Raw genomic sequence first — 21,781 nt, 5'->3', positions numbered from 1 at the left:
AGTTTATTAAAAAAAATAACTTAAATCAAAATAATACTTTAAATTAGCAAAATAGTATCGGCTTTTTTCGTAAAAGAAATGTAACTTTGCAATCGAAAATCTGTTTGCCACTTATACTTCCATAAAAAATGACTTCAGATTGGTGATGAAATGAAACAATAATAAACAACATAAACAATAACCATTATGAAATTGAATTCAACTTAACCTGTTTGTTTCCTTCGTATCTGATAGATATGTCGGGAACTAAAAGAATGACTATTTTTGATAGTCAGAGTCAACAAACGTTTAATTCTATTCAACCTAGAAAGTACTAAAGTATGAATTTGAACTTAAAAAAATCAATGCTGCTTGTGGGAGCGTTAGCATCGTTAGGCTTGAGTTATACAACTGAAGCATTGGCGACCCCCCCATATCAAACTGTAGATGCAGTTCAGCAAGCTAAGAAAGTTACTGGTAATGTTAGCGACGCAGAAGGTCCTATTATCGGTGCAAGTGTAGTAGAAAAGGGCAACCCTGGAAATGGTACAGTTACAGATCTTGATGGTAACTTTACCTTGAACGTAAAGCCGGGTTCTACTATTGTAATTACCTATATCGGTTACCAGAAACAGGAAATTGCTGTAGGTAACCAGTCTAACATTTCAGTCACCATGAAAACCGATGACAAGACTCTCGATGAAGTTGTTGTCGTAGGTTATGGTGTTCAGAAGAAGAAGCTCGTTACCGGTTCTACCATTGAGGTAAAGGGCGATGATATTCAGAAGATGAATACCACTCAGGTGTTGGGCGCCTTGCAGAGCCAGACTCCTGGTGTTAACATTCAGGCGGCTTCCGGTCAGCCTGGTGATGGCTTTAAGATTTCTATCCGTGGTGCCGGTACCAACGGCAACACAGCTCCTCTTTATATTATTGATGGTGTAGCAGGTGATATCAACAACTTGAACCCTGCCGACATCGAGCGTATCGACGTATTGAAGGATGCCGCATCTTGTGCCATTTATGGTTCTGCCGCTGCCAATGGTGTTATCTTGGTAACAACCAAGCAGGGTAAGCAGGGTAAGATCCAGGTATCTTACGATGGCAACGTAGGCTGGGCTAACGTATATCGCATGCCAAAGATGCTGACAGCTAAGCAGTATATGGAGGTAATGGATCAGGTGCGTTTTAATAGTGGTGAAAGTGGCTACGATTGGAAGAGCATTATGGGCGAAGACCTCTACAACTCTTATATGGATGGTTCTAACGAAGGAACCAATTGGGTAGAGGCAATCCGCAACAAGAATGCCGTTACCACTAGCCATGCTTTGAACGTAACGGGGGGTTCTGATCGTTCTACCTTCTCAATGGGTGCTGGTTATCAGTATCAGGATGGTGTGTTTGGCAATGTTGTTAAGTCAGACTACCGCCGTTTCACCTTCCGTATCAATTCAGAGCATGTCATCTATCGCAACGACAAGGGCATGGATGTTGTAAAGATTGGTGAGAATATCTATTATCAGCACAAGCAGAATCAGGGTATCCAGATTGGTAACCAGTATAGCAATGAGCTTTCCAATATGCTTCGTGCCAATCCTACTATCCCTATGTATAATGCCGATGGTGAGTATACCAATGCTTCTGATGTACAGAATTGGATAAAGAATTACAACTCTTATTCTGTGAACCCGATCTATAAGATGGTAAACCAGCAGTCTGGTCATAACAAGAGTATTAACCATAATTTGCATGCTACCGGATATTTGGAGATTCAGCCAATCAAGAATCTTGTTTATCGTGGACAGTTGAACTACAATCAGAATACTTGGACATGGCGTACATTCCTCCCTGTGTTCTCGGCTAATAATACTAATGCAGATTACAACCGTACAGAGGATAAGGCAACAAATCAGATTGGTACAAGTTGGGGATGGAGTACAACAAATACCTTGAGTTATAAGTTTGACTTGCAGAAGAAGCACAACTTCGACATCCTGGTAGGTACTGAATATGGTGAGAGTCGTCCTGACTTCGGTTTCTCTTTGAATGCAACTTCTTCTAACTCCATTTTTGGCGATATGACTCATGCTTACATGAGCTATATGAAGAATAACAATGCTGCATCTGTTACAGGTACTCCTTGTGACGATACCCGTAGTATGTCTTACTTTGGCCGAGTAAACTACAACTATGATGAGAAGTACATGCTTTCTGCTATCATCCGTGCTGATGGCAACTCTAAGTTTGCTCCGGGTGAACGTTGGGGATACTTCCCTTCAGTATCAGCAGGTTGGGTTATTTCTAATGAGAAATTTATGGAAAAGACAGCTTCTTGGCTCGATTTCCTGAAACTTCGTGCAGGTTGGGGACAGAATGGTAATGCTGCAACCATCAGTAATTTCCAATGGCAGGGTGCTTTTGCTTTTGATTCAGGTAGTATCTATACATTTGATACTTCTGCGAAATCCCATAATGCCTTTATTTCTGGTGCTTCACCATCTAGATTGCCTAATGATGAGTTGACTTGGGAAACATCAGAGCAGTTGAATATTGGTATCGATGCCCGTTTCTTGAATGGTCGATTGGGCTTGACAGCTGATTGGTATAATAAGAAAACCAAGGATTTGCTGGTTGCAGTACCTATTGATGCTACAACAGGTTTCTCTACCCAGATGAAAAACGCTGGTACAGTAGAGAATAAGGGTGTTGAGGTAGCTTTGACATGGAACGACAAGATTGGTAAGGACTTCCAGTACAATGTAGGTTGGAACATGGCTTACAACCACAATGAGGTAACTAAAGTTAACTCAAACCAAAAGTTCAATAACGGTGGTTCGGATTACTTAGCACAGAACACTGGCTATATGGCTCGTTTCGAGGAAGGACATCCTATTGGCTACTTCTGGGGCTATAAGACAGAAGGTGTAATGCAGAATGATGCTGATGTCAAGGCTTATCTCGATAAGAACTGCGGTGGCAAGGCTGAGAATTCTAAGCAGGGTACAGGCATCAAACCCGGTGATTTGAAGTTTGTCGATGTCAATGGTGATGGTGTTGTCAATGACGATGATAAAACCGAGATTGGTTCTCCACAGCCTGATGTTACCATGGGTATTACTCTTGGCGCATCTTACAAGGGCTTCGACCTCTCTGTAACAGGTTATGGCGCATTTGGACAGCAGGTTGCTCGTTCTTATCGCAAGTTTACTGATGGTGAGTTTGAAAACTTCACAACTGAGGTTTATGATTACTGGCATGGTGAGGGAACTTCTAACAAGTATCCATTGCTTGCGCACATGAATCAAGGTCCTAACTGGCAAACAGTATCGGATATCTACATTGAGGATGCCAGCTACTTCCGTCTTCAAAACCTAACTGTAGGTTATGACTTCACCAAAATCTGGAAGACTAGTCCGTTCCAGCAGCTCCGTCTCTACTTTACTGCCCAAAACCTCTTTACTATCACAGGTTATAAGGGTATGGATCCAGAGAATGGTACAGCTATCGGCTCAGACTCATGGGTAACAGGTGTTGATGTAGGTAACTATCCTCAGCCTCGTACCTATATGGTTGGTGTAAATATTAAGTTCTAATCTAAAATTGAATTCACAATGAAGAAATTAAATATAATTTTGGCTTCCGCCATGGTAGCTCTTAGCTTTGCATCCTGTGATATCAATGATGTTCAGAATGTAGGCGAGTTGTCTACAAAAGACTTCCCTGTGTCTAAGGCTGATGGAGATGCTGTTTTAGCTGGTGTATACCAGAATCTGAATCAGGTTTGTGCAGACCCTCAGATGAGTTTCTTGTATTATGCACAGCTTGCCAGTGACGACTGCTTAGGTGGCGGTGGTGATAATGATAAGTTGATGCAGGCAGAAGATATGATTTGCAATTATAATGCAAATATGACAAATACCTTCTATGAGGCTCGTTACAAAGGTATCAATCGTGCAAACACCTTGATAGATGCTCTTCCTAGTACTTCGATGGATGAGGCTACAAAAAACTCATTGATGGGACAGGCGAAATTCCTTCGTGCATTCTATTATTATGAGTTGGCTTCTATGTATGGCAATGTGCCTATGCGTTTACATCCTGGCTCTGAGTCTGTCGTTCAGGGTGATATTACTGATCCTTGGAAGCAGATTTTACTGGATCTTCGTGATGCTATCACCTTGTTGACTCTTGATGAAAAGGATGCTAGCAAGAACAAAAGCAGTGATGGTCATGTAGATAAGTATGCTGCCGAGGCTTTGCTGGGTCGTGCTTGGTTGTTCTATTCGGGTTTCTTCTGCAATGGAACAAACTTGTCTGACCTGACAAGTACCACATATAATCCTTTGACTTCAGTGGAACTTCCAGATGGAACAACAATGACTAAGGATGAAGTTATTGCTGCTATTGACGATTGTGTTGAAAAATCTGGGTACAAATTGGTTGATAAGTTCCAAAATCTTTGGGCTTATACTAATAGATGTACAGTTAATGATTATGACTATACTAAGGGGCAAGGCTTAAAGTGGGTAGAGGATGATGGTGCAACAAATCCAGAAACTTTATTCGCAATCAAGTTTAATAAGATGGCTTCTTGGAGTACTACCATTGGCTATGCGAATGGTTTTGCTTTACACTTTGGTGTTCGTGGTGGAACTGATTATGCCAAGACATTCCCGTTTGGCCAAGGTTGGGGTGCAGGTCCTGTAACACCTAACTTGTTTAGTGATTGGGCTGCTGACGAGCCTAATGATGAACGTCGTGACGCTACAATCCAGGACTGGAGCAAAGTTTCTACTTATGTGAAGGGTGGTGGCGACAGTTTCGTACAGGAAACTGATTATTTTGCCAAGAAATGGTCTCCAATTACTTGTGTAAACAAGAATAATGAAGATGGATATTCTTGTACATTTGAGAATGTTATGTATGCAGGCGATTGGGATATCCCTAGTCCGGAAAATCCACAGTTGAACAATATCCATGATTTGGTACTCATTCGTTTTGCAGATGTTTTGTTGATGCAGAGCGAGTTGAAGGGAGATGTCTCTGGTATCAATAAGGTTCGTGAGCGTGCAGGCTTGGCACCTATAGCTTCTTATTCTCTTAAGGCTTTGCAAAATGAGCGCCGTTGGGAGTTGGCTTGCGAGGGCCTTCGTTGGAATGATATTCGTCGTTGGCACATTGCTGCTGCAGCTCTTGCAAAGCAGGAAGGAGTAAAGACTTATCATAATGGTAAGGAAACTCCTAATGCTCCACATAATGGTGGATACGCAGCTCGTTACAATGCTACAGCAGGTTTCCAAAAAATGCCAGAAAATCAGGTAGGAATGGGTACTGTTGTACAGAATGAAGGTTGGACTGGTTCTGATTCTGAATACCAGGGCTGGTAATAGTCAATTCTTTAACTTTAAAATGAAAAGAATATGAAAAAGATATTTTTCGCTTTGTCTATGCTGACATTGCTTTATACATCTTGTGATCCTTCTTCTGATTCAGGAAGTACAGGCTTCATGGAAAATGTAACTGCAGAAAGTGTAGATGCAAAGGCTACCGCAGTGGTAGTGAATGGTAAGAATAGTAACCGTATTGTTATCGAGAATCATTCTCCTATAACTAGCCAATGGTCTGCTGACCAGTTAGCTGAAGGTGCTGTGACTTCTTCTAAGACATACGATACAATCTATGTTACTAAGTTGGGAGCCAATACTGTAAGTATGCACTGCAAGAATCTTGCTGTTGATTTCAAAAAGGATTTTACCGTGAATGTAGATGAGATTACTTATCTTTCTTCCGAACTTCAGAATCGGCTTTGTGTAAAAGGCTCAGAAGGCAACTATAAGTCTATCATTGCGGATTTCAAGGGGCAGGCTATCCAATTTGGTACCTCTTTTGATAAGTCTAAGGTTCTTGTAACTCAAGAAGTCAAGGATGGAAAAAAGGGTAATGTCTTTGAAGTAAGAAATGGAAATGGCGTACTTTCTGATTGGGCTATTACTAAGGATGGCGCTAGTGAACCTATGGGTACAGCTACGCTTAATGGTGACAAGCTGATGGTTGTTGAACCAGGAAATTATACATTGACTCTTACTTATACTTTGGCAGATGGGCAGAAACAAACTGTTGAGGTAGGAAAGTATCAAGTTGATGAGTTGACTACTGTTCCAAAACTTCTCAACTATCTCTCTGGTGGAGATGATGGTGATGGTACAACCACTTGGGAATGGAACGATAATGCTTCTGCCGTTTGGGGTAATGGTCCTTTCGGAAGTGGTAAAAAACCTCAGTGGTGGGCTGTATCTTATAATGACATTGAAGGCCAAGGTAGTAGCAAGGTTGGTGGTGTAGAACGCAATGGATCTCATGCATCCTTCACAATTGATATGAACAATAATACTGCAACTAATGCTGATGGTACTACTCTTCCTATTAAGGTAAATGTATTGGAACACAAGGACAGTAAATGGGATCAGGGTACTATCTCATTCCCAACTGCAACCAATGACAACTACGTTATCCCTATGGGTGTAAACGTGAATGCTGGTAATGCAGTATTCCAGAAGTACTATGTATTGGTATCTAGTGATGATAAACTTGTCTTAACGGCGGCAGAGATGCCTGAGAATGGTTGTGCATGGTTCTATGTCTTCAAGAAGAAGGCTAAGTAACAGATAAGGTAATCGTTGTGATTATAATATAAATAAGGTTAGGCCTCGGCTGTAGTGATACAGTCGGGGCTTTTTTTTTTTTGATATGCTAAAATAATATCCGAAATGTTTGGCGGTTACGATAAATAATCGTACCTTTGCTGCGGTTCTAAAATTTAGTTTTATGCAGACAGTTAATTTACAGTATAACGTTCCTGCAGGTTATAGTCTGGAGGAATTTGTGGCTAAGGTTAATTCTTATGTTGCCCGCTTGGCAAAGAAATGTCAGGCAGGAGAGGAGTATGAGCCAAATGAAGAAACGAAAGCGGCTATTCGTGAAGCACAGGCTCACATAGAAGCATATAAGCGAGGTGAAGAATGGGCAAAGAAAGACGTATTTGATAACGTGGATGATTTAATGGCTGATTTAATGAAAGAATGAGATACCGCTGGTTACTTGCTATGGGTCTTTCTCCACAACAAGTTGCAGATGGTACCATGCTCCCTCTAGAGGAAGTTGAAAAATTGGTAGATGAAATAAAAAATAAATAAGGCTAACCCCCGGCTGCCGTTCTGCAGTCGGGGCTTTTCTTTTTTTGATATGCTGAATGTTGTGCTTATTTGTCTGTTTTAACCTGCTGTGAATTGGTAAAAAGAAGGCTGTTTAAGACAGACAGTTAACTGGCAAACCACAGACAGCCTACTGGCGCTTTAGCTGCTAGTGGGCTGTTTGCCTAGAACAGCCATCCCCAATGCCTTTGTTTCGTTTTTATACAAGGCTTACGAAGAAGTACTCTTCACTCTTCACCTTTCGCTCGGAATCCCCAGTGTTTATCGGCATTCCGAGAGGTGAAGAGTATTCGGGCACTCTTCACCTACTCTTCACCACTCTTCACCTTTCTTCACCTCTTTGTTTCGGCGGATTTGCGTTTCTTCTTATGCCTTGAAGCCTTGTGCCTAGGTGAAGAGTGGGTGAAGAGTCGCCAATAACTCTTCACCCCTTGAAATGCCCTATTTATGGGCATTTCAGGGCATAAGGTGAAGAGTGAAGACCTTTTGGCGGAATAAGGCTAAGCCCCGACTGCCGTCCAGCAGTCGGGGCTTTTCGTAGCATTATGTTAGCAGGATTTGACTTTTATTGCTTTTCTTCTGTACTATCTTGTTGAATTGCATGATTTTGTTTGGAAGTTACAATATTTTATTGTAACTTTGTACGGGTATAAGGAATGTCCTAAACCGTCCACGGACGTTGTGGAAAGAACATGAATTTAAAATATAATCTCATGAAGAATTTGATGATAAAAACTTGGAAACCGCTGCTGTCGCTGCTCTTCGGTGTGGCGGTCGTGATATTCTGGGCAGTGCCATTCGTAGGCGGACTCTGCTTTCAGGAACAATATCAGATGTTTCTCTTTGATACCGGCTATTTCCTGGAGCGCATTGTACTGCCGGGAGGATTGGCTGACTATATCAGTGAGTTTCTGGTACAGTTCTATTATATGCCTGTATTGGGGGGTGCCATCATCGCTTTGCTGCTGATGGGTATTCAGGCTGCCGTATGGGGACTGATGAAACAATATGGAGCAAGGCATGATTTCCCGGGTTATCTCCTGAGTTTCCTTCCAAGTATCGCCTTATGGTGTGCCATGGGCGACCAGAATGTGTTGCTCTCTTTTGTCGTTGCACTTTTCGGAGCCTTAGTAATAGGATGGATTCATAACCGATTCCACAACCGGTTGGTAAAGGTGGTGTTCGAACTGGTTAGCACGGCATTGGTTTATTGGTTCCTGGGTCCGGTGGTATTCCTTTATGCCGCCCTGATGATAGGTGATACGTTGAAGAATGCCAAGCAGAAGGGAAATGTTTTTTCCGGAATAGGCTATTCTGCCGTCATTCTTATCCTTACTGTGGCCTGGATATTATTGACCACGCAGACTTTGCAATATCCTTTGTATCGCATCTTTGCCGGACTTAATTATTATCGCTATCCGGGTACCATATCTCCGTTGCCTTTTGTTGTGATGGTATGGGCAGTAGTGATTCCTTTCCTGGGGATGATTCCGTGCCGCCAGAAATCCTTGCAGAAGTTGCAGCAATCCAAAGTGGTCATAGTGTTGAGCTATGTATTGGTGATTGTGGCTTCATGGTTCGGCATCAAGGCTTCTTTTGATGAGATGACCTACGACCTGATAAATTATGATTTCCTGGTTCGCACCGAACAATGGGATAAGATCATTGAGAAGGCTGAAAAGAAACCGGCAACCACACCGCTCAGTGTATCGTGCGTGAATCTTGCCTTGAGCCAGAAAGGTATGCTTGCCGACCGCCTTTTCGAGTTCTATCAGAATGGAGGCGAGGGCTTGTTCCCTACCTTTACCCGTGATATGATTTCGCCGGTATCTACGGCAGAAATCTTCTTCCGTCTGGGAATGGTGAATGATGCCGAAAGATATATGTTCGAAGCGCAGGAAGCTATACCGAATTATCGCAAGAGTGCCCGATTGACCCGCAGAATTATAGAGTGCGAAATCATCAACGGTAATTATAAGGTAGCAGCCAAGCTGCTCCGCCGATTGCAGAAGACGCTCTTCTATAGCAACTGGGCTAACCAGACCATGGCGCTGCTGGGTAATGAGAAGGCTATCAACCGACATCCTATCTATGGCAAGCTGCGCAAGTATCGTGAGAAAAAGCAGGACTTCCTCTTCAGCGACCGGGAGATGGACCAGATGCTTGGCTTGCTCTTCCTGAACGATAACCATAACAGGATGGCATACGAATATCTGATGTGCTACGAACTCCTGCAGCGCGATATGGAGAAGTTCATGCAGTATTATCCGCTGGGCAGATTCGTGGGTTACGACCATATTCCACGTATCTTCCAGGAAATTCTCATCGGCAACTGGATGAAGACGCATAGCGATCCGCGTACCATCCCGTATAGTGTGGATGCGCAGAACGTGAACAATACGCTCAACTTCATTCAGCTCTATATGCAGAATCCGAAGGATCCTCAGCTCAATCATCAGCCGTATGTATCCAATGCCTGGCACTATGTGATGGTGCAGGGGGCTGATGAGGCTTCTAAGAAGAAGGAGGGAATGAAAGAGGTTTATTGATAATGTTAAATGTTAAGTGTTAAATGTTAAGTTGGCATCCTTGCTGATTGGACATTTGGCATGATTATAATATAGATTAATGATGAATATCAGACAATATTTTATGGGATTATTGCTCATGGGGGGCATGTTGGGACTTGGCTCTTGTATGTCCAAACCGGGAATTCTTGTGCCCACCAATCCCATCCAAGCAAATCAACTTCCAAAGATTTATCCTGATTATATTGGAGTTACTGTGCCCGCAACGATTGCTCCTCTCAACTTCAATGTGGAGGATATAGATGCAGAATCTGTTAGTGTCGTGGTAGAAGGATCAAAGATAGGTGAACTTCAAAGTGAAGGCGACTACGCAAATTTCGATATCGATGAATGGCATCATCTGCTTGCTCAAAATAGAGGTGGAGATTTGAAAGTTACTGTTTATGTGGAAAAGAAGGGTAACTGGACGCAGTATAAGGACTTCGATATCCATGTCAGTCCATATGCTCTTGACGACTGGGGCTTGACTTACCGTCGCATAGCTCCAGGCTATGAAGTGTATGGCAAGTTGGGCATTTATCAGCGCAACTTGAGTAACTTTGAGGAAACGGCAATCCTTGAGAATACCGCAGCGCCGGGTGCCTGTCTCAACTGTCATACGGCAAACAGAACCAACCCCGACCAGTTTACCTTCCATGTACGTGGAGACCATGGCGCTACCTTGGTTTCTCATAACGGCAAGCGGGAGTGGCTGAAGGCTAAGAATGATTCCCTGAAGGGTTCGATGGTTTATCCTTACTGGCATCCGTCGGGCAAGTATTGCGCCTATAGCACCAATACCACTCATCAGAGTTTCCATGCTGTGAAGGATGAGCGAATTGAAGTTTTCGATCAGGCATCGGATGTCTTCGTTTATCAGCCGGCAACCCATGAACTGATATTGGATTCGCTCCTGATGACGAAAGATCATTACGAGACTTATCCGGTATTCTCGCCTGATGGCAAGACGCTCTATTTCTGCTCTTCTACCGCAGAGCCTATCCCAAGTGGGTATAAGGATATCAAGTATAATATCTGCAAGATTAGTTTCGATGCAGCTACGGGTAAGTTTGGAAATAAGGTGGATACCATCTTCAATGCCCGTGAACTGGGCAAGAGTGCTACCCATCCTCGTCCTTCGTATGATGGCAGGTACATCATGTTTACGATGAGCGACTATGGCTGTTTCCCTATCTGGCATAAGGAAGCGGATAACTGGTTGTTGGATTTGAAGACTGGGCAGGCTCGACCTATGACTGCAGCCAATAGTAAGAATACGGATAGTTGGCACAACTGGAGCAGGGACTCCCATTGGTTTGTCTTTACATCCCGCCGCGGTGACGGCCTCTATACCCGTCTTTATCTCGCTTGCATTGATGATAAGGGCAATGTTAGCAAGCCGTTCCTCTTGCCTCAGCGCAATCCTAAGAAGTACTACGATGAGTTGCTGGACTCCTATAATACCCCTGATTTCACTTCGAAGCCAGTAGAGCTGGATGCCCGTGCGGCAGGAAATGAAATCATGAGTGATAAGAGGATTCCGACGAAGGTTAAGTAAGTGAAGAGTGAAGAACGAAGAGTGAAGAATTCAAATGTATATTTATAGAAAACGCTCCTGTTGCAATATGGTAACAGGAGCGTTTTTGTTTTTTCTTATTTGAACTTTTCTGCTTCTTGCTTCATCACATTCTCGATGTCGATGGCATCGAATGGAACGGGGCCGCGGCTCAACTCCGGTATGTTGAAACTCTTTAGGCAATCATCATAGAAGGTTGGTTCCCTCTGTGGAAGAACAAAAGGCTTGTGAGCCTTGCCCTGGCGGTCTACATAGCAGAAGTAAGGCTTGCCGTAAAGACCATCGTCACGTTTGCTGGCAAAGACAAACCATCTGCCGGTATGCGACCAGCTGTGGTAGGTATCGCTCTTGTTGCTGTTTACCATGCTGAGGCTATCCACTTTTCCTGTCTGCAAGTCCATCATATAGAGGTCAGCCTCGGGATGCCAGATAGGGAAGGTGCCGTAATCGGCTACCGTAAAGAGACAGTATCTGCCGTCAGGACTTATCTTAGGATGGCAGACTGAACGCTCCCTGTAAAGAGTATCTACCTCAGTTCCGAAACTCCCCGTCTTTTCATCGAATGGGATGCGCACCAGCGAATATTTCAATCCCTTCAGATTCGTACTTCCAAGTCCCTTCCTGTCGGCTGCGCAGTAATAAACGTATTTCCCGTCCGGTGAGAAAGTAGGAAATGTCTCCAGATGTGTACTGTCGGAGGTAAGCGGTGAGGAGATGATGCGGTTGTTGTCTAGATCGGCTACATATACATCGCTCTTCGAATCATATACTTCCAGTCGCTTGTCGGCGTTGGCATGAAAGGCTGGAATGATGATGTTGGTAGAGAAGGTGACGTATTTGCCCGATGGACTGAAACCGTAATATACACTTGAAGAGATCATGTTGGCGTTCTTCAGGTTCAGCTTGCGCAGCTTGCCATTGCGGTTAAGAATGGTTCCTCCGCCTTCACCTCTTATATATACCATACTGAGGTTGGGATCCTGGTTGCCAAAAGCATGACAGTTCATACAGCGGTTTTCCTGCAGATTGTGGTCGGCGAGAATCTTCTCCTGCCAATTCTCTATGCAGCGCTGCTTAATCTGTATCTTGTTCCATACTTCGTAATCGGGTTCTATCAGTCGGTAGGTGAGGTAGGCATCCAGACTGTCGCCCACTACCTGCCAGGTGAAGGGTTTGAACGCCGTCCATTCTCCCTCATTGCTCTTTGAATATATCTGAACTTTGATATTCTTGCCCACTGCCTTTTGCAGAAAAGCCTTCCAGTCGTTCATATCAAATTTCAGATTCTGGCTGTTGCTGGTGGCAGTAAGAGTGTTGGCAGCATCGTTGGCATCTGCTCCCTCAATCGTGAGTGTGGTTTCGATGTTGGTAAGGTTCTTGTCGCGTATCTCGAAGTTGAGAGGAGCGATATTGACCGGAATCGTTACATCGGCATAGTCGGGATACATGTTGGGCAGATGGTTTACCTGCTCAGCATTCTCGTGAGTCTGGGCACATGAGGCGAGCAGCAGTATGCCCGCCATGGCACTGTATAGGATATTCTTGTATTTCATCTTTCTTCTTTTATAAACAGTTAGCGTCAATTGTTTCCTCAGTTGATGTTCAACTTAGGCACCTCTGCCTTGTCGAAGTAATACCAGTAGGTATCGCTGAATGCCTGGTTGCCCCGTTCTTCATTATACTGATGGAAACGCTGCAGAACATCTTGACGTTTGATATACTTTGCCCATTCTTCCGGCTTTGCCTTGGTTCCCGCCAGATAAATCATGAGAGCCTCCTGGTACAGGCGTTCGTAGGAAACGTTTTTCTGTTTGAGATAATAAGTATCATAATCCCGCTTGAAGGTTTTCATGTCTTTCAGGAGGAGATCGCTGCAGAGCATGTAGTCGATGGCGATTTTGTTGTTTGGATTACTTTCTGCCAGTTCGCACATGATGGTGTGGCAATTCTCGTTCAGTCGTAGCGTATCCTTCCGGTTGATGAACGGGCGCTTTTCGATGTATTGCTGCAGGAGAGCTTTTTCATCGGCTGTTGCTTTTCTGGCAAGTGAGGAGAAGGCACGGTTTGCCCATCTGCTCCATACGAAGGTCTTTTGCAGAATACGGAGATATTTGCGGGTGGCTGCGTAGTCGCCCTTTACCAGATTGATTTCGGCAAGTCGCTTTACCATTCTGATATTCCGGTTGTTCGGAGAGCAGACATTGGCAAGCATTGTGGCACGTTCGCAGAAAGTCATGTCGCCCAGAACCCAATACAGTTCGTTCAGGGTCTTGATGGTGAGGGTTGGGGTGTCTGGTCCCAGTTTATCGAATGTACCCAGGTTGTTGCTCTGGAATCTCAGCAGGTTGTCTGGAAGATATCCGTTTTGCGCCATCACGAGGTTATAGTAGAACTTCATGTATTGGTCTGGATTTTCCGTCTTTTCTACGATGTTGATAACCTTATTATAATTACCGAAGTAATATTCACAGTCTACTGCGAATGTTTTCTCCAGATCCATTTGCGGTTTTACCAGTTTTCCGAAACCCGGATAGGTATAAAGGGTTTGGAAGTCGCAGAAGTAGAGTCGCTTGGACAGCATCAGCAGGAAGAAAGGAATCACGAGGGCAGCCAGGCGATAGTAGGTTCCCACTTTCTTGATGTGGGAAAGACAGCCTGTAAATACCAGCGCTCCGTAGATCCATACTCCATTTCCAAAGAACCAGTGGCATACGAATACGGAAACAATGATGCTGAAGGCGGTAATCCAATGCGCTGTTCCCAAACCTGCTGCGGCAGAAGGATTGTCGTCCATCTTCTCTATCTTCTTGAGAAACATTCGGGTGGAAGTGAGCAGCTTGGTGCTGACACGGAACACACTGGCACCACCTGCTATTGCCAGAATGCTGCAAAGCCGGTAGTCGTAGTGAAAACTGAAACATACCAATAGGATCATCATGATGAAGGCTACGATATGTGCCGTCTTTTTCCCTTGGATGTCTGCATCTCTTACTGCGCATTTTACATTATGTCCCGTAATAAGAATACAGAGGGTAAGGATGATAGGACCGGCATAGCGGAAATAATAAAACTGGGTCAGGAAATCGCCAGCCAGACAGGCCAGCCATCCCGGCTTGTCCAGATAAGTAGTCAGATAATCCCATGATGACAGAAACAGTTGATTCTGCTCCTGATAAAACAGATGGTAGGGATAGAAAAATTGGAAGAACACAAAGCATGCGATGGCTCCCAATACATATAACGAATATATGCCAAAACTAGACTGGCTTGTTTGCTGTTCACTCATTTTTGTCGATTTATATGTTTTTATATCTGCAAAGGTAGTAAAAATATATTAGAATGAATCATAAAAAATGCAGAAACTTACTCTTTGAAAGTAAATTTCTGCATTTGGTAGTATTTATTTCTATGATTGCTTTTCTGCAATGCATTCCATTTCTATCAGCCAGCCCGGTCTGCATACTCTTGCCTCTACGATGATATGTGGTAGCTGAGGGTAAAACTGATTCATCAGTTGCTCTATGGTATGGTAATCAGAGATGTCGCGCAGGTAGATGATAAAGTATTGGATATCGTTCATCATCGCATCGCCATCCTTCAATAATGCACCGATGTTCTCGAGCAATCTGCCGGTTTGTCTTACAATATCGCCTTCGTATACAACTGCTCCATCTTTATCTATGCTGGCTGTTCCTGATATGAAATGTTGTTTCTTCTGGGGCAGGGAAAGGCTAGTTCCCCGTTCAAAGGCTACTCCGTATTCGTGAGTAGGATTCAGATGGTTGAGTGCCTGGAGATATTTCTTGTCTTCTTCCCTGATGCCGGGAACGGTCAGAAAGTCGATAGCTACAGATGCATGACGTACGGATGTTGCTCCGCCGATGCCCGTACTGGCTATATAATGGGTTTCTGCCGTCAGACCTTGCTGCTCGAAAACATCATTGCGCGCTTCTACTACTCCCTGATAGTTTACATCGATATGAGTTACGTATATCCATGTTCGTACCAGGTTGCGCTCCATCGTCATATCTGTACCGGCGATAAGTTGCTGGTATTTGTCGAATAGCATTCGGGTCTGTTCGTATGAATCCTTTCCCTTCGCTTCTTCCTCTGTGAGGCGAAGACTATGGAATAAGATAGGGGTAGCCTCATCAGTAGTCTTGATCAGCAGACTCACCTTGCTGCCATTCAGTGGAGTCTGTTCCACGATAGTGAGGTTTGTGCCTTTCAGATACTCCTGATAAAGGAGTGACTCTTCTAAATCCTGAGTCTGGTTCTGGGCGTCGCTGAGGAATACTTTACAATATTGCAGAGTACGATTTTCCAGTTTCTCTGTATCGAGATAGTTACCTAGTTTCAGATACAGAAAATTGAGACGGTCATTGAACGTCCCCTTAGCTTCTGGTGATAATATTATGTATTTGTCCATCTTGTTTTTCTTTTTTCGTCAGCAAAGGTACGGATAATATCTGAAATATAAGAATATAGACTGGATGAAAAGATGAAAATACCGAGAAATGGGGATAGGATGATGTGGAGTATAACGAAAAAGAGGGTGTGTCATGAACTTATGACACACCCTCAATCTCTTTCTTATATCCTGCTTTAGAGTGATTCGAGCATGCGCTTGATGACAACCTCGGCTGAAATCTCACGGTTGGCTGCCTCTGGAATCACCAGACTGTTCTTGCTTTCGATGACATCATCGGTTACAATCAAGCCACGGCGAACTGGCAGGCAGTGCATAAAGCAACCATCGTTGGTCCAGCTCATGTGCTCCTCGTCGATGGTCCAGCTCATATCCTTGCTCAGGATTTCGCCATACTGTGCTGGGTCTTTCACGCCCGGACAGCTCCAGTTCTTGGCGTAGACGAAGTCTGCACCTTCCAGCGCCTTCTTCTGGTCGTACTCTACCTTGGCATTGCCTACGAACTTAGGATCGAGTTCGTAGCCTTCTGGATGAGTAACCACGAAATCTACATCGGCTGCATTCATCCACTGGGCGAATGAGTTTGGCACAGCCTGAGGCAAGGCACGGCAATGAGGAGCCCAGGTCAGGACTACCTTAGGACGAGCCACCTTCTTATGCTCCTCGATGGTGATGAGGTCGGCAAATGCCTGGAGAGGGTGAACGGTAGCAGTCTCCATAGCGAAGACTGGGCGACCGCTGTACTTTACAAACTGGTTGACGATGGTCTCGGCATAATCGTAGTCACGGTCTTTTAAACCGGCAAAGCTACGAACACCGATAAGGTCGCAGAAGCTACCCATCACAGGGATAGCCTCCAGCAGGTGCTCGCTCTTGTCGCCATCCATGATAACGCCACGCTCTGTCTCCAGTTTCCATGCACCGGCATTCACATCGAGCACGATAACATTCATGCCCAGGTTCATCGCAGCCTTCTGTGTACTCAGTCGGGTACGGAGACTGTTATTGAAGAATATCATCAGCAAGGTTTTGTTCTTGCCCAACTCCTGATAACCGAAACGGTTTGCTTTCACTTCCTGTGCCTCGGCGAGCGCTGCTTTCAGGTCGCCAAGGTCTTCAACATTAAAGAATGTCTTCATTGTTATTTCGTTTTTTTGTTTGTTATTTCTAATATATATTGCTCTTGAATCTTTCTTCTTGAATCTTGATGTTTGCAAAGTTTGCATGCAAACCTTGCAAACATGGCAGAAACTAAGACTTGGTACGGAGAGGGTACGGAGCAGGTACGGAGCGGGTCTTGTTAGGCTCTTGTCTGTCCCTGGCCGGTAATCAACCACTTGTAGGTGGTAATCTCTTCTAGCGCCATTGGTCCGCGGGCTCCAAGCTTTTGGGTACTGATACCAATTTCTGCGCCCAATCCGAACTGTGCGCCATCGGTGAAACTGGTTGGAGCGTTTACATAAACGCAGGCTGCATCTACCATCGCCTGGAATTTCTTCAGGGCAGTTTCATCGTTGGAAACGATGCTCTCGCTGTGTCCGCTTCCGTAGGTAGCGATATGTTCGAGCGCCTCATCTTCCGAAGCTACGGTCTTGATGCCCATCTGCATGCTGAGCCATTCGGTGTTCCAGATACTCTTCACGTTGGCATCAGCCTCTTTCATCTTCGCTTCGCTTTCCTCTGCCTTATATAATAAGGTGTCAGGATAGTGACCCTTTAAAGCTTCGTAAGCCTTGGCATCTGCATGAATCTTGGTTTGCTTCTCGGCGAGTCCTTCACAGAGGGCAGGGAGGTCGCTTAATCTGCTTTCGTGAATCAGCAGACAGTCGAGCGCATTGCATACGCTCACTCTTCTGCACTTGGCATTGGTGATGATGCGCTTGCCCATCTCCAGGTCGCCATCCTTGTCGAAGTAACAATGTACCACGCCGGCTCCGGTTTCGATAACCGGCACTTTGGCAGTATCACGGACGAAGTTGATGAGCTTCTTTCCTCCACGAGGAATGCAGAGGTCAATATAGCCCACGGCATTCAGCATTTCGCCTGTAGCTTCATGGGTAGCAGGGAGCAGTGTAACAACATTCGGATCAATACCAAAAGTTATCAACACCCTGTGGATAAGTTCGACACCCGCTGAGTTTGAGGCGTTTGCGTCCTTTCCTCCTTTCAGTACGCACGCATTTCCGCTCTTGAAACAGAGTGAGAAAACATCGTAGGTTACGTTAGGACGAGCCTCGTAAATCATGCCGATAACTCCGAATGGAACGGCTACTCGCTGTAGGTGCAAACCATTTTCGAGTGTTTTGTCTTTGAGAACTCTTCCGAGCGGTGAGGGCAGTGTACTGACGTGTCGCATATCCGAAGCAATATCCTGGAGTCGCTGCTCTGTGAGTTGCAATCGGTCGTAGAGCGGGTTCGCCTTGTCCATCTTCGCCAAGTCTTCTGCGTTCGCTGCAAGGAGCGCAGGAGTTTCTGCGATGATAGCGTCAGCCACCGCCTGCAGGATTTTATTACGTTGTTCATCTGTTAGCAAACCAAGTGTTTTGCTAGCTGCCTTCACTTTTTGGAAAGTCTCTTTCAGTTCCATTCGCTATTTCCTTTCTTATTTTTATGATAAGATATTTTGTAATGTGTTACGAGTTCCCTCTTAACAACGGCAAAGGTAAGCATAAATATCGGAAATTGCAAACTTTATGCAAGAAAAAGTGATAGTTTAATAGATAAATGGATAGTTATACGGAAAATGAGATTTAAAAAGGTCAGGCAGCGCCTGACCTTTTTGTAATGGTTCCTTCTAATTATTCTGATACATCCAGAAGAATTACTCTTTATCGTTTTCTTCAGGATGAGCCATTAGATACAGTTCCTTCTGTCGTTCGATTTCTCTTCTCAAGTCTTCCTTGTCTGGTAGGTAAAGCTTGTATTTTGCTGCGAACATCTGGTCGTTTTTGGCGAGGGTAGAGTATCGTGCCACATCCGAATCTGTTTCGGTACAAAGGATGATGCCGATTGTAGGGTTGTCGTCTGGTCCTTTTTTCATCTTGTCGTACATCTGAAGATACATATCCATCTGTCCTACATCCTGGTAAGTGATGCGATTTACCTTCAAATCGACCAAAATAAATGATTTGATGAGGTAATTGTAAAATACCAGATCGATGTAGTAGTCGTTTTCCTCGGTTCGGATATGTTGCTGACGAGCCACGAGTGCATATCCCTTTCCCATTTCCATCAAGAACTTCTCTAGATTATTGATGATGGCAGTCTCTAATTTTGATTCAGCGAGGGAGGTGTCTTCTGGTAATCCAAGGAATTCCAAGACAACTGGTGATTTGATGTATTCGAGTTTGTCTTGCTGATAAGCCTTTGTCTTGTCTTGCATCTCGTCAACGACAGGTTGCTTCTTCGTTGACATAAGAAGACGTTCATAATATAAGGTGTTGATATTGCGGTTCAAGGTTCTGAAACTCCAACCTTGCTCGAATGCCTCCTTTGCATACCATTCACGAGCCTTCTTATCTTCTACTCGTATAAGACGCTCGTAATGAGACCAAGGAAGAAAGCGTAACTCAAATTGGGCAGGCGGTGTCTGACCTTTTTGGGGTAGCAAAGAAGATTCATCAGACAGTGTCTGATGTTTTTGCTTTTTGAATTCTTCAGACACTGTCTGAAGAATTTGTAAGTCGCTGAATGTCAGATAGAATCTTTTATAGTTGGCAATATTCGTATATGAGAATCCTTTTCCGAATTCCTTGGTCAAAGCAGCCGAAGCGACCTCTATCACATGCTTTCCGTATTCTGCACGTGATGTTCCGTTCTGTTCTTCTTCCACAATACGTTGCCCTATTCTCCAGTTTCTTTCCACCAGAGAATAATTGACGGCAGCAAATGCTTTGCTGCGAGCCTTGCTGACGATGGAGCGCAAGTCGTTGACGAGCATGTTGTCTTCATCGTTATATTTCTTTTCGGGTTCTTTCATGATGCTACTGATTTTAGCCGTTCAAAGTGCAAAGATACGATTTTATATCGAAAAAGCAATCTTTCTCTTCACTTTTTTCGATAAAAAGTTGCAGATAATAATTGTATTTCCAGAAGAAAGTAGTATCTTTGTATCAGAGTTTGTAGTTGTACAACTATAGTGTATAAGGTTGTACAACTATGGGGGGTAAAGTTGTACAACTATAAGGTGTAAGGTTGTACAACTATAAGGTGTGTTATTGTACGACAATAAGGTGTTGTCACTATAGTCAGCAGATGTGCTGACTGCAGTCGGCAGACCTGCTGACTAGGCTCAGCAGAGCTGCTGAGCCTAGTGGCAAACTCCGAGAAGCAGTATTCTCTTACCCAAGAAACTGTCTCCGCTAACTCAAGAAACTATCTCCGTTAACCCGGGATTCAGTGTCCGTAAGCTTAAGCAACCACATTCTCTTACTTAAGCAACCATATTCTCTGGCTTGTTAAAGCAGTTAGGGAATCTACATATCCATAGTGTAGTTGTGAAGATATTCCCAAGCATCGTTCAAATCACGTAAAGGGAGGCGCTCTTTTACGAGCTTTATCTTTAATGCCTTGCAGAATGCTTTCAGAACAGATTCTGTTGCCATCTCCTCCAACTTAATATAGTTAGGACGTTTAGAGAACAAACAAGTCATCCATTGTTACTACCGACTGAACATCCTAGGCATAAGGATTGTCGTATAATCCCATGGTCGTAATCATTGTAAGATGCACGGCTTTCTAGGAGAGAAATGTGCTTTAAACGTGCGGAATGTGTCTTTTTTAAGCACATTCCGCACGTTTAAAGCACATTTTTTTGTTTATATTCTCTTTAACCACAGATCCATGAATCTGTCGTAGATGACGTATCCTTCATTAGTCCTATATACTAATTCCTTGTCTTCCAAGATTTTGAGGGCAGCCTTTACGCTGCTGGCTCCACTCAGCTTGTGCTCCTTGATGAACTTGCCAGAGGTAGGCTGGGCAACAATGCTATCCTTGGCTATGGCTTTCAGAAGCGAGAACTGGTTCTCTGTGAAGAACTGTACCATATTCTCAAACTGTGGTTCTCTACCTTCGAGTACTGAAAGAATTGCTGCATTTACTTGCTTGATACTATCAACTTGTATTTCGGTTTCATAGAGGCGATTCATGATGCATTGGATATACCATGTGTGGCCCTCGAATTGTAGATAGATGTAGTCGAAGGTTTCTTTTGATAAGTTGCCACCTTTCTGCTTGAAGAAGTTTTGGCAAAACTCATAATAAACATCGTTTCTCAATGGTTTAAGTCCCATCATCTCAGTGCTTTGGTAAAATGGATGTTTCGGCGAGCCGAATATCTCAGCCATCAGATGATGCTTGCTGCCAGAGAAGATGAAATGCACATGTTGGGCAAACTGGATATAAGAACGTAGCAATGCCTCTGTGCCTTTCTCCGGATATTCTGCAATCTGCTGAAACTCATCGATGGCGATATATACCTCTTTCCCACTCTCGTTCAAGTAATTGAAGATGCTACGTATGGTTATCTCCTCTTGGGTAGGTTCGACTGTGATGGAAACACTTGGCTCGCCTGTCAATGGATCCATGCTGAGCACTGGGCGTAAGGCACTGAAGAAAGCTATGGTCTTCTCTATGAATGAGGTGTTCTTGCGGACGATGTCATTGATAACCATTACTCCAAATTGTTCCACAAAGTCGTGCAAGTTCTTGGTAGCGAATATGTCGAGGTATAGGCATGCGGAATCCTTCTCATCTTTTTCCAGATGATAGAAAGTGTTCTTGATAAGCCCAGTTTTTCCTAGTCTTCGAGGAGAAATGAGGGTAACGTTTCTTCCATTCTTCAAGTGCGACATTAGAGTCTTTGTTTCCACTTCTCTGTCGCAGAAATACTCAGGACTTTCATAACCTTGATAGATGAAAGGATTTGCTAATTTCTTGTTTCTTAGTTTCATACGCCATTACATCTTTAGTGTTACAACTTTTATGTAATGGCAAAGATACAACTATTTCTTGAATG

At 44.0% G+C, this 21,781-nt stretch carries 14 protein-coding genes; 6 read left to right on the top strand and 8 right to left on the bottom strand.

The window, feature by feature from the left end:
• Positions 1 to 320: 320 nt before the first annotated feature.
• The 6 genes from NNC77_RS06050 to NNC77_RS06025 all read left to right on the top strand — a co-directional run bounded on the left by NNC77_RS06050 (position 321) and on the right by NNC77_RS06025 (position 11,315).
• Positions 321 to 3,572, top strand: a complete 3,252-nt coding sequence (locus tag NNC77_RS06050) for a SusC/RagA family TonB-linked outer membrane protein (protein WP_254970247.1) — start codon at positions 321 to 323, stop codon at positions 3,570 to 3,572.
• 18 nt (positions 3,573 to 3,590) lie between these two features.
• Positions 3,591 to 5,366 carry a RagB/SusD family nutrient uptake outer membrane protein gene (locus NNC77_RS06045; protein ID WP_203068746.1) on the top strand — a complete coding sequence of 592 codons (1,776 nt, stop codon included), beginning with the start codon at positions 3,591 to 3,593 and terminating at the stop codon, positions 5,364 to 5,366.
• 33 nt (positions 5,367 to 5,399) lie between these two features.
• Positions 5,400 to 6,641: a hypothetical protein gene (locus tag NNC77_RS06040; RefSeq protein ID WP_254970248.1), complete on the top strand. Its 1,242-nt coding sequence runs from the start codon at positions 5,400 to 5,402 to the stop codon at positions 6,639 to 6,641.
• Between the two features lie 163 nt (positions 6,642 to 6,804).
• Positions 6,805 to 7,062: a hypothetical protein gene (locus NNC77_RS06035; protein WP_254970249.1), complete on the top strand. Its 258-nt coding sequence runs from the start codon at positions 6,805 to 6,807 to the stop codon at positions 7,060 to 7,062.
• Between the two features lie 820 nt (positions 7,063 to 7,882).
• Positions 7,883 to 9,739 carry a DUF6057 family protein gene (locus tag NNC77_RS06030; RefSeq protein WP_254970250.1) on the top strand — a complete coding sequence of 619 codons (1,857 nt, stop codon included), beginning with the start codon at positions 7,883 to 7,885 and terminating at the stop codon, positions 9,737 to 9,739.
• 118 nt (positions 9,740 to 9,857) lie between these two features.
• Positions 9,858 to 11,315 carry a TolB family protein gene (locus tag NNC77_RS06025; RefSeq protein WP_437183277.1) on the top strand — a complete coding sequence of 486 codons (1,458 nt, stop codon included), beginning with the start codon at positions 9,858 to 9,860 and terminating at the stop codon, positions 11,313 to 11,315.
• Between the two features lie 95 nt (positions 11,316 to 11,410).
• On the opposite strand, the gene NNC77_RS06020 is transcribed toward NNC77_RS06025, so the two are convergent.
• The 8 genes from NNC77_RS06020 to NNC77_RS05985 form a co-directional block, all read right to left on the bottom strand.
• The gene (locus NNC77_RS06020; protein WP_254970251.1) at positions 11,411 to 12,886 is read right to left on the bottom strand and encodes a TolB family protein; all 1,476 of its coding nucleotides are present in this window, start codon (positions 12,884 to 12,886) and stop codon (positions 11,411 to 11,413) included.
• 38 nt (positions 12,887 to 12,924) lie between these two features.
• Positions 12,925 to 14,619 carry a DUF6057 family protein gene (locus NNC77_RS06015; protein WP_254970252.1) on the bottom strand — a complete coding sequence of 565 codons (1,695 nt, stop codon included), beginning with the start codon at positions 14,617 to 14,619 and terminating at the stop codon, positions 12,925 to 12,927.
• Positions 14,620 to 14,739: 120 nt separating this feature from the next.
• The gene (locus NNC77_RS06010; protein ID WP_254970253.1) at positions 14,740 to 15,762 is read right to left on the bottom strand and encodes a Rid family hydrolase; all 1,023 of its coding nucleotides are present in this window, start codon (positions 15,760 to 15,762) and stop codon (positions 14,740 to 14,742) included.
• Between the two features lie 176 nt (positions 15,763 to 15,938).
• Positions 15,939 to 16,901: an acetylornithine carbamoyltransferase gene (locus tag NNC77_RS06005; protein ID WP_089544463.1), complete on the bottom strand. Its 963-nt coding sequence runs from the start codon at positions 16,899 to 16,901 to the stop codon at positions 15,939 to 15,941.
• A 161-nt stretch (positions 16,902 to 17,062) separates the two neighbouring features.
• Positions 17,063 to 18,349 (bottom strand): glutamate-5-semialdehyde dehydrogenase, encoded by a 1,287-nt coding sequence (locus NNC77_RS06000; protein ID WP_254970254.1) that lies wholly within the window; start codon positions 18,347 to 18,349, stop codon positions 17,063 to 17,065.
• Between the two features lie 234 nt (positions 18,350 to 18,583).
• On the bottom strand, positions 18,584 to 19,741 hold the full coding sequence (locus NNC77_RS05995; RefSeq protein ID WP_254970255.1) for a PDDEXK nuclease domain-containing protein: 1,158 nt from the start codon (positions 19,739 to 19,741) through the stop codon (positions 18,584 to 18,586).
• 496 nt (positions 19,742 to 20,237) lie between these two features.
• Positions 20,238 to 20,366 (bottom strand): hypothetical protein, encoded by a 129-nt coding sequence (locus NNC77_RS05990; RefSeq protein ID WP_254949479.1) that lies wholly within the window; start codon positions 20,364 to 20,366, stop codon positions 20,238 to 20,240.
• 213 nt (positions 20,367 to 20,579) lie between these two features.
• Entirely contained in the window at positions 20,580 to 21,716 is a 1,137-nt protein-coding gene (locus NNC77_RS05985) for an AAA family ATPase (protein WP_254970256.1), read from the bottom strand.
• Positions 21,717 to 21,781: the final 65 nt, after the last annotated feature.

It is taken from the genome of Segatella copri, from assembly GCF_024330485.1.
GTDB classification, from domain to species: domain Bacteria; phylum Bacteroidota; class Bacteroidia; order Bacteroidales; family Bacteroidaceae; genus Prevotella; species Prevotella copri_L.
The sequence above is the reverse complement of the archived record's forward strand: the minus strand, read 5'-3'. Positions and strand labels throughout refer to the sequence as shown.

Coding starts and splice junctions, on each gene's coding strand:
- NNC77_RS06050 (WP_254970247.1), top strand. CDS start 321: ATGAATTTGAACTTAAAAAAATCAATGCTGCTTGTGGGAGCGTTAGCA.
- NNC77_RS06015 (WP_254970252.1), bottom strand. CDS start 14,619: ATGAGTGAACAGCAAACAAGCCAGTCTAGTTTTGGCATATATTCGTTA.
- NNC77_RS06030 (WP_254970250.1), top strand. CDS start 7,883: ATGAATTTAAAATATAATCTCATGAAGAATTTGATGATAAAAACTTGG.
- NNC77_RS06010 (WP_254970253.1), bottom strand. CDS start 15,762: ATGGACAAATACATAATATTATCACCAGAAGCTAAGGGGACGTTCAAT.
- NNC77_RS06025 (WP_437183277.1), top strand. CDS start 9,858: ATGGGGGGCATGTTGGGACTTGGCTCTTGTATGTCCAAACCGGGAATT.
- NNC77_RS05985 (WP_254970256.1), bottom strand. CDS start 21,716: ATGAAACTAAGAAACAAGAAATTAGCAAATCCTTTCATCTATCAAGGT.
- NNC77_RS05995 (WP_254970255.1), bottom strand. CDS start 19,741: ATGAAAGAACCCGAAAAGAAATATAACGATGAAGACAACATGCTCGTC.
- NNC77_RS06020 (WP_254970251.1), bottom strand. CDS start 12,886: ATGAAATACAAGAATATCCTATACAGTGCCATGGCGGGCATACTGCTG.
- NNC77_RS05990 (WP_254949479.1), bottom strand. CDS start 20,366: ATGGCAACAGAATCTGTTCTGAAAGCATTCTGCAAGGCATTAAAGATA.
- NNC77_RS06040 (WP_254970248.1), top strand. CDS start 5,400: ATGAAAAAGATATTTTTCGCTTTGTCTATGCTGACATTGCTTTATACA.
- NNC77_RS06005 (WP_089544463.1), bottom strand. CDS start 16,901: ATGAAGACATTCTTTAATGTTGAAGACCTTGGCGACCTGAAAGCAGCG.
- NNC77_RS06035 (WP_254970249.1), top strand. CDS start 6,805: ATGCAGACAGTTAATTTACAGTATAACGTTCCTGCAGGTTATAGTCTG.
- NNC77_RS06045 (WP_203068746.1), top strand. CDS start 3,591: ATGAAGAAATTAAATATAATTTTGGCTTCCGCCATGGTAGCTCTTAGC.
- NNC77_RS06000 (WP_254970254.1), bottom strand. CDS start 18,349: ATGGAACTGAAAGAGACTTTCCAAAAAGTGAAGGCAGCTAGCAAAACA.